Below are 9,876 nucleotides of genomic sequence, written 5' to 3' on the forward strand. Positions count from 1 at the left end.
CTCAGGTATTCCACTTCTGTGTTACATCGATTTAAAAGGCAACAACCATTTCTACATCAATGTGCCTTGAATTGAAAAACCTGAGAGACTCTGAACTGACCAGATATTTAATGGGATTGGTATCACAACCGATAGCGTATAGATAACCAAGCTTACTTTATTTCCCGCACGGTTCCGCTATCCCAAACATGCCTATTTATCAGACAAATCACAAACAAATTCGTTTACAATTACGTTAACAAAAGAAAGCGCTTACATTTATTAAAGGAATAAGGATGAAAATAAAAACATTGAAAAACAATTACTAAAGATACTCCTTGCGAATATTTAAACATATTGGTTAATAAAATGTAATAATTTGAAATTGTTTTTGTTGACTGCGGTCACATTTTACACTAGTTTTATGTAAGCGCTTACATTAGCAGTTTTATAACACAACAATTATAAATAATGATCACAGTGCGGATGGAGAATTAAAAAAACGATTTGCGCCTAACCCGCAATTTTGAGAGAAGTAAAATCTAGTCAATGGGGATTTCCTAGATGAAAACAAGAACATTTAACAAAACCAAGCTTGCGACCAGTTTATCGCTAGTATTTGGTTTGAGCAGTATCTTGCCTGCTCATGCTGCAGATGAAGAGAATATCGAAGTCATTTCAGTTACCGGTATTCGTGGCAGTTTAATTAAATCAATGGATGTGAAACGTTCTTCAAATGGCGTCGTAGACTCTATCTCAGCTGAAGATATTGGTAAGTTTCCAGACACCAACTTAGCTGAATCACTTCAGCGTATTACCGGTGTATCGATTGACCGCCAAAACGGCGAAGGTAGTAAAGTGACTGTGCGCGGTTTTGGTCCAGACTATAACTTGATTACCCTTAATGGACGTCAAATGCCTGTAACGACAGGCTCGCGCTCATTTGATTTTGCTAACATCGCATCTGAAAGTATCAGCGGCGTCGAGGTGTATAAAACCAGTCTCGCGTCAAACCCTACCGGTGGTATCGGTTCTACTATTAATATCTTAACCCACAAACCATTTAACTCTCCGGGCTTAAAAGCCACATTTGGAGTTAAAGCCGTTGATGACAAATCAACAGACAATGGTTCGGTTACCCCAGAATTATCAGGTTTATATTCAAATACCTTTGCCGATGACAAATTTGGTATTTCGCTTTCAGCCAGTTATCAAGAACGTGAAAGTGGTAACCAGCAAGCCCAAGTCGGCACGGGTTGGCGCAGCTTCCCGGGCGCCACAGACAACAGTGAGTGGGGAGGCGTTGCTAAAGACAACACCCAAGTTAATCGCCCTGGGGATGATGATATTTATTCAGTGCCACAAACCACGGTTTATCGTTTTGAAGAACAGCAAAGAACCCGAACTAACGGTCAACTCGTATTACAGTACAGCCCTGTTGACAGCGTAGTCGCAAGCTTAGATTACACTTACATGCGCAACGACATCGATACTCAATCTAACGACGTATCAGCATGGTTTAACTTCGTACCATCTGAAAACGTATGGAGTGACGGCCCAGTCGCCTCGCCCTTGATTTACTCTGAAACTTACGCTGCTCCAGCGGATTTATCTATGGCAGCCGGTGATTATGGCGTGCGAAACGAAAGCGGTTCATTAGGCTTTAACATCGAATGGCAAGCAACGGACAGCTTAAAGTTAACGTTTGACGCTCATAACTCAACGGCAGAAAACAAACCAAATAACCTTTATGGCTCAAGTAATAACTTAAGTACTGCTGCGTTTATTCGTACCAGTGCGGCAACTGATTTTAGTGGTGACTTACCTATTCTTGCGGTTGGTGGTGGTAATGCCGTCAAACCTTCTGACATGCTTTTAACTGGCTCAACATTTACTAATGAACGTAATAAGTCTGAAATTGATCAATACCAGTTTGACGGCCAATATCTCTTTGACGATGCCGGCAGCATTGACTTTGGTATTGCCTTAACCGAAGTCAATAACCATTCTCAAAGCGTCAATGTGCAACGTAACGATTGGGGCGGAGTGGGTTCAGCCGGTGACTTTGAAGAGTCGTGGTTCCCCGCCGAAACCATCCATGACAAATTTGATGCCAATGGCGGTGATTTTTCGCTTGCCGATGGTAACTTCGACGTTTTAAATACTATTTTTATGTGGGATTTTGCGTCAGTACGTGATTTTGCTGCAGCGAATTATGCATCTTCCGTAAGTGGTGATTGTGGTAACGGTTTTTGCCCATCGACTAATTACGCTGCAGAGACAGATCGTTATACCGAAGAAGAATCACAAGCAGTCTATGTACAATACAACTACGATAACGAAATTGCAGGAATGCCTTATGACGTACATTTTGGACTTCGTTACGAGCAAACTGATGTCACGTCAACCGCGGCTGTAGCCGGATACAATGGCGCCAGTTGGATTGCTGAAACTGAAATTGCTTTAATTGGTACAGGTGAGCAAGTATTTGAGACTAAAACAGGTGATTATGATTACCTACTCCCCAGTTTTAATTTCAATATTGAAATTGTAGAAGATGTCATGCTTCGTGCGGCTTATAGCGAAACAATTGGTCGCCCTGATTATACAGCCATTCAAGGTGGTACCGTTTTGGCCACGCTTGCAAATCGTAGTAATGGTGGCGGATCTGCGGGTAACCCAACATTATTACCGTTAGAGTCGAAAAACATCGACTTCTCTGCTGAGTGGTATTACGCGCCATCAAGTTATGTGTCTGTAGGGTATTTCCGTAAAGACACCGAAAACTTTATCAGTAACGCAAACGTTATAACCACTAATGGAATTTATAACCCAGCATCAGGTGATTTATACAAAGCGGCTGTGGCAGCAACCGGTACAACAGACGCTAAGTTTGTTCGTGAATATATTTTCGAAAACTTTGCCGATAACGCAGCGGTTGATGCGGCGAAAGAAACCATCATAGGCAGTGCAGCTAACAACGATGAGTTGATGAATTTTAACATCGACACACCACTAAATAGCTCGCGCAAGTCAGTGATTGATGGCTGGGAATTAGCGCTACAACATTTCTTTGGTGAAACAGGTTTTGGTGTCATTGCCAACTACACCATAGTTGATAGCGATGATGTGTATAACAACTACTTGTTAGAAGACCAACCTGCACTTGTCGGTTTAAGTGACACAGCTAACGCAGTATTAGTGTACGAAAACTATGGTTTTCAGGCTCGCGTAGCTTATAACTGGCGCGATGAGTTCTTAAATTCTCGTGGTCAAGATACTGGAGCGAATCCACAGTACACTGAAGCCTATTCGCAAATTGATTTATCTGTCAGTTATGATATTGAATCAGTTGAAGGCTTAACAGTGTTTTTCGAAGGACTTAACATTACAGAAGAGTACACCCGTGTTCACGGTCGTGCTAACGAGCAAGTGTTAAACCTTACTGAAACTGGTGCGCGTTACAGCTTAGGTGCCCGTTACACCTTCTAAGCACTTTGCATTATGTAAGATTGAGATAAAGTGTATTTAACCGCCTAATACCCCAGTGTTAGGCAACATACACTAAAGTCTCCTTGTTTGGTCGTTGAGGTGCACACTTTGTCACCTCTTTTTTATTGCAACATATTAAGTAACAAGGATGTTACTATTTTCTTCTAAGCTATATGTTTAATGCTACAAGATGAATACTATAACTTGAAACGACTGACATTTTACTGAATGCTAATAAGAGTGAATTTTGACTCTTCGAAACCTGATACAACTAAAAACAACATTCACGCCACAGGCGCAGGTAGACATTATGCAAAACGCGATCACCCAAATCGTCATCGTTGGCGGCGGCACCGCAGGTTGGATAACCGCTGGTTTGCTGGCCGCTGAACATAATGTAGATAAAGGCATTTTAGCTCATTCTCCCAAACTCAATATTACCTTAATCGAATCACCGGATGTGGCCACTATTGGCGTAGGTGAAGGCACGTGGCCTTCGATGCGCTCAACTCTGAGCAAAATTGGTATCGATGAAAACGACTTTATTCGCCAATGTGATGCTAGCTTTAAACAGGGATCACGATTCATTAATTGGTGCAAAGACCCACAAAGCAACGTCGCAGACAGTTATTTGCACCCATTTAGTTTGCCTCACGGTCACCAAGAACTCGACTTATGCCCATACTGGTTGCCTCATGCAAAACAAGTCAGCTTTGCCGAAGCAGTTTGCAGCCAGCAAGTATTAACTCAGCTTGGTTTGGCCCCCAAAAGCATTGCCACAGCTCAGTATCATTTTCAAAATAACTACGGCTATCACCTTAATGCCGCCAAGTTTAGCCAGTTACTCACCGAGCATTGCACTCAAAAACTCGGCGTCACCCATATTCGCGACCATGTCAGCCAAATTATTAATAACCAGCATGGCGACATCGACAAGCTGATCACCAAACAACATGGCGAAATCAGTGGCCAGTTATTTATCGACTGCACCGGCGCAAAATCATTGCTGTTAGGTGAACATTTACAAGTGCCCTTTTTATGCCAAAAATCGGTGCTTTTTAATGATCGCGCACTAGCGATACAAGTCCCCTATTCTAATGAAAATAGCCCTATTGCCTCTTGCACCCACTCAACTGCACAGTCAAACGGTTGGATTTGGGATATTGGCCTACCAACACGTAAAGGTGTTGGTTATGTATACTCATCAAGCCACACTAACGATATAGATGCCCAGAAAACTCTGTTTAATTACCTCGGAGTTGATGGCGCGGCAACAGACGAATTGGAGCCACGACAACTGACCATTAATCCAGGTTATCGTGCTAAATGCTGGCAAAATAACTGTATTGCTATCGGGATGGCAGTAGGGTTTATCGAACCACTAGAAGCATCCGCTTTGGCATTAATCGAATGGACTGCGTCTACCTTAGCCCAGCAATTACCGCCAAACCGTATGGTGATGGATACTATTGCGGCACGAGTTAACGAGCGTTATCAGCAACATTGGCAACAAATCATCGACTTTTTAAAACTGCATTATGTCATCAGTCAACGTCAAGAGGATCGCTATTGGCGCGACCATCGTGAGTCAAACTCAATACCCGACAGCTTACAAGCCATGCTGGAATTATGGCGTTATCAAACACCGAGCCAACAAGATATTAGTTATAAAGAAGCCTTATTCCCGGCAGCCAGTTTTCAATATGTGCTTTATGGCATGGGCTTTAATACCCAATTACCCACGCATGCAAAACCGTCAATGCAGCAATTGGCACAGCGACTGTTTAATGACAACCAACAACGCACCCAAGCACTTAGTAAAAACCTGCCGACTAATCGCGCATTACTCGATAAAGTCGCACAATATGGTTTCCCTAAGCTTTAAGGCATGACATAAATAATCACGATAACAACGCCAATAAGATTACAAGCAAGATTCACGTACAATAATCACAAAAATACGACGTATTTGAACGAACAAGATAGGACATCAAAATGAGCCAACATGTATTACTAAACAGCATTGAACACAAAGACTTAAAAGTGATGACTCATCGCTCTGCAGCACTTGGCGATAACCTTTGGTACAGCGTGACATTTCCGCAAGAGTTTCGCAGCGTGCAAGCCCACTATCCTATCTTTTTTCATAAAGATACTGCCACAGGCAAATTTTATGCGGTGGCACTTTTTGGTTTTCAGCAGAATGACAACGTGTTTTTAAGCGATCAAGGTTGGAGCGCATCTTACGTACCGCTTACCGTGCGTCGCCAACCTTTTCTCATTGGCCAACAAACCGTGCGAGAAGATGGGATTGAACGTCAACAACGTGTTATTCATGTTGATTTAGACCACCCTAGGGTCAGCGAAACCGAGGGTGAAGCCTTGTTTTTACCTTACGGTGGTAACACGCCATTACTCGATGAAATCGGCGAAATTCTTGAGGTCATCCATCATGGTTTACAAGACTGTCAGCGCTTTGTCGATGCCTTGATTGAACATCAATTGCTGGAATCCTTCACTTTAGATATTGAATTAGACAACGGTCAAAAAAATCAGATGATTGGTTTTTATACCATCAATGAAGAAACCTTAGCTGGGTTGTCTACTGACGCATTAGCAAAGCTGCACCAGCAAGGTTACTTGCAAGCCATATACATGACATTAGCCTCGCAAAGCAATGTACGAGACTTACTTAATCTCAAGAATGCTCAAGGTTAATAGTGATGACAACGGCCCAGACTCAGCGCGTCGAACACATCAATGAATGTACATTAGAGAGTGTCATTGATTTAATCCGTGATGCCGACAAACCTATGGTATTTAAGGGGTTGTGTCACCACTGGCCGTTAGTCCAGGCAGGATTAGAGTCAGCACAAAGCGCGATGACTTACCTGCGCCAGTTTTATCAAGGCATGCCTGTTACCGCATATTATGTCCCGCCAGAGCAACACGGTAGAGTGTTTTACAATGAACAACTTGATGGTTTTAATTATCAAGCGGGTCGATTGGACTTTAATCAGCTGCTAGACCGATTAAGCCAAGAAATGATTAAAGACACGCCTGCGGGAATGTACATGGGCTCGACCGACATTCACCAATGTTTACCCGGTTTAGGGGCACAAAACAGTTTAGATTTAGCGCCCATGCAACCCTTAACCAGCATTTGGTTAGGTAATCAAACCAAGGTGGCGGCTCATTATGACTTTCCGCTAAACCTAGCGTGTAACGTGGTCGGTAAACGTACCTTTACCCTCTTTCCACCCGAACAAATTAGTAACTTGTATGTTGGCCCAATGGAACTGGCACCCGGTGGCCAAGACATTAGTCTCGTTGATATGACTAACCCCGACTTTGAACGTTTCCCGCGTTTTCAGCAGGCATTAGACGCCAGCCTAACCGCTGAACTTAGCCCTGGTGATGTGTTATTTATTCCCAGCATGTGGTGGCACCATGTTCGCGGCGTCGATGATTTTAACGTACTCATTACCCACTGGTGGCGCGATACTCCTGGCTTTTTAGGCCGGCCTAACAATGCCTTATTGCACAGCATATTGAGCTTACGCTCTCTGCCTAAAGCTCAGCGCCAAGCATGGAAATCGATATTCGAACACTACATTTTCGATCATGATGATGTCGATGACAGTCATATTCCCGACAATGTGAAAGGCATGCAAACTAAGCCATTAGACGAATTAACGGCCCGCAAAATACGCGCAGACTTAATCAATAAATTAAAACGATAATGCTGAACACAGCAAGATATCAAGCCAAACAGGATGCCCAAGATGAATAAATCAATCAAAAAAGTTGTCATTGCCGGTGGTGGAACCGCTGGGTGGATGGCCGCAGCCGCCTTTAGCAAACTGTTGGGCAAAAATCTTGAAATTGTATTAGTAGAATCTGATGAAATTGGTACTGTTGGTGTCGGTGAAGCAACCATTCCAACCTTGCATGTTTTCCATCGTTTACTGGGACTAAAAGAACAAGATGTTATGGCTGCCACTAATGCTACCTTCAAACTCGGTATCCAGTTTGAAAACTGGCATGATGTCAACAAAGACTACCTGCATTCATTTGGCTTTTTAGGTAAAGACTGCTGGGCTTGTGGCTTTCAACACTTTTGGCTTAAGGGTAAGCAGCAAGGCCTAGTTAGTGACATTGGCGACTATTGCACCGAACATTTAGCTGCTCGCCAAGGCCGATTTGCCGTGCTACCCAATCAAGACTACAACCATGCTTACCATATGGATGCGAGCCTTTATGCTAAGTTTTTGCGTAAATTTGCCGAGCACCATGGCATGACCCGCATCGAAGGTAAAATAGCCGACGTATTACAACACGACGACACAGGTTATATCCGCGCGTTAAAGCTTGAAAATGGCGAGTTAATTGAAGGCGATTTATTTATCGACTGCACCGGATTTAAAGCGTTGCTTATTGAGCAAACCTTAAACACTGGCTTTGAAGATTGGAGCCACTGGTTACCGTGCGACAGTGCCATTGCAGTACAAACTGAAGCGGTACAAAAGCCTATTCCTTATACTCGCTCTATTGCCCGCGAGTCTGGTTGGCAATGGCGTATCCCGTTACAAACCCGCACAGGCAATGGCTTAGTATTTTGTAGCAAGTACATCTCAGATGCCGATGCAACAGAGTTACTGCTTAACAACATTGAAGGCGCGCCGATCAATCAACCTCGGGTGATTAAGTTTAAAACCGGTACTCGTCGCCAACATTGGAACAAAAACTGTGTCGCTGTTGGCTTATCTGCCGGATTTTTAGAGCCCTTAGAATCCACCAGCATTCACATGATCCAACGCAGCATAGTGCGCCTATTACAGCTGTTCCCGTCGCAAGGCATTATTGATGCCGATATTACTGAATTTAATCAACAAACTAAAGTTGAAATGGATAACATTCGCGACTTTATTATTTTGCATTATAAAGTCACAGATCGCGAAGACAATCGTTTTTGGCGTTACTGTAAAAACATGCCAATTCCTGCCTCATTACAACATCGTATCGACATGTTTAGTCAATCAGGCAAAGTCTATAAATATGGCAATGAATTGTTTGGCGAAAGCTCGTGGATACAAGTGATGATGGGCCAAGGCTTACAGCCCAAAGAATATCACCCTATTGTCGACATGATGGACGAAGCTGAACTATCCCGCTTTTTAAACAACATAAAAGCAACTGTAAAACGTAAAGTTGATACCTTGCCAGCGCACCATGATTTTGTGCAGCATTACTGTAAATCAAACAGCATGTAAGGTTGTAAACATGACAACCAACTCGTCAAGCAACCGTATTATCAATGTGGGGCCATTTACACCCCACATTGAATTAATTGGCCAACAGCAAACCCCGATTATCATCATTGATGACTTTGCCGCTGATCTGGCGAATCTGGTAGATATTGCGACAAACCATGGTCAATTTAGTCATGAGCAAAACTCGTATTACCCGGGGCAACGTACATCGTTACCTAGACAATATATTATCGATGTCATTAATGCGGTGTTTCAACTTATTTATGATATTTATCGCATCCCAACACAGTTACGTTTAAAGCCGCAGCAGTGTGTTTTTTCGTTAATTGACAAGCAGCCTGAAACATTGTCACCGCTGCAATGCTTGCCTCATTTTGACACGCCAAATCCCTATTATTTTGCCATATTGCATTATCTCAATGATGGTCCACATGGCAACACAGGCTTTTTTAGACATAACTTAACCGACTATGAGCGGATCACCCCTGAAAACATTGACCATTATTTTGCCACAGCGCAACCTTTTCTTGATGCAAAAAAACACATAACGCCAAGTTACTTTATTGCCACCGACTCACATTACAGTTTGTATCATCAGATAGAATACCGCCCAAATCGCTTAGTGATTTATCCCGGTAATTTACTCCATTCAACCTTAGTCAATCCACAAACAGACATAGATGCCAACCCCAGTTCAGGTCGCTTAACCGCCAATATTTTTATTGATTTCAAATAACAACTTCGGCCTATTTAACATAAAAAGGTCATTATGTTGCTAACAAAGCGTAGTTTCTGGGGGCCTTTTGCTTAATCATCGTTTATTCAAAATATGCACAGCTAACTTATACCAATCTCATTAAATATCTGGTCAGTTCAGAGTCTCTCAGTTTTTTCAATTCAAGGCACATTGATGTAGAAATGGTGTTCCCTTTTAAATCGATGTAACACAGAAGTGGAATACCTGAGAGACTCCATTCTGGCGGGTTTCAAAGTCCTTTATGCTTCGTCAGATGCTGGAGGTAGAGTAACGCAGGAGCTTGTTACCGAGGATCACTATTCGCTTCAATCATCTGCCTTGCCTACAGCACTTTGAACTCCCGCTGAAAGATCACATATTTAATAGGATTGGTAT

The 9,876-nt window shown here is 42.8% G+C and carries 6 protein-coding genes; all 6 read left to right on the forward strand.

The genetic code is table 11. The features are described 5' to 3' along the window. Positions 1-543: 543 nt before the first annotated feature. The 6 genes from ACWXWT_RS18485 to ACWXWT_RS18510 all read left to right on the forward strand — a co-directional run bounded on the left by ACWXWT_RS18485 (position 544) and on the right by ACWXWT_RS18510 (position 9,480). Positions 544-3,471 carry a TonB-dependent receptor gene (locus ACWXWT_RS18485; protein ID WP_456043047.1) on the forward strand — a complete coding sequence of 976 codons (2,928 nt, stop codon included), beginning with the start codon at positions 544-546 and terminating at the stop codon, positions 3,469-3,471. Positions 3,472-3,781: 310 nt separating this feature from the next. Continuing rightward, positions 3,782-5,356, forward strand: coding sequence for a tryptophan halogenase family protein (locus ACWXWT_RS18490; protein ID WP_456043048.1), 1,575 nt, complete (start codon positions 3,782-3,784; stop codon positions 5,354-5,356). 110 nt (positions 5,357-5,466) lie between these two features. Next, the gene (locus ACWXWT_RS18495; protein ID WP_456043049.1) at positions 5,467-6,189 is read left to right on the forward strand and encodes a SapC family protein; all 723 of its coding nucleotides are present in this window, start codon (positions 5,467-5,469) and stop codon (positions 6,187-6,189) included. 5 nt (positions 6,190-6,194) lie between these two features. After that, entirely contained in the window at positions 6,195-7,214 is a 1,020-nt protein-coding gene (locus tag ACWXWT_RS18500; protein ID WP_456043050.1) for a cupin-like domain-containing protein, read from the forward strand. 42 nt (positions 7,215-7,256) lie between these two features. Continuing rightward, the gene (locus ACWXWT_RS18505; protein WP_456043051.1) at positions 7,257-8,744 is read left to right on the forward strand and encodes a tryptophan halogenase family protein; all 1,488 of its coding nucleotides are present in this window, start codon (positions 7,257-7,259) and stop codon (positions 8,742-8,744) included. 10 nt (positions 8,745-8,754) lie between these two features. Next, positions 8,755-9,480 carry a DUF6445 family protein gene (locus ACWXWT_RS18510; RefSeq protein WP_456043052.1) on the forward strand — a complete coding sequence of 242 codons (726 nt, stop codon included), beginning with the start codon at positions 8,755-8,757 and terminating at the stop codon, positions 9,478-9,480. Positions 9,481-9,876 lie beyond the last annotated feature (396 nt).

This window comes from Shewanella sp. A22, from assembly GCF_053850585.1.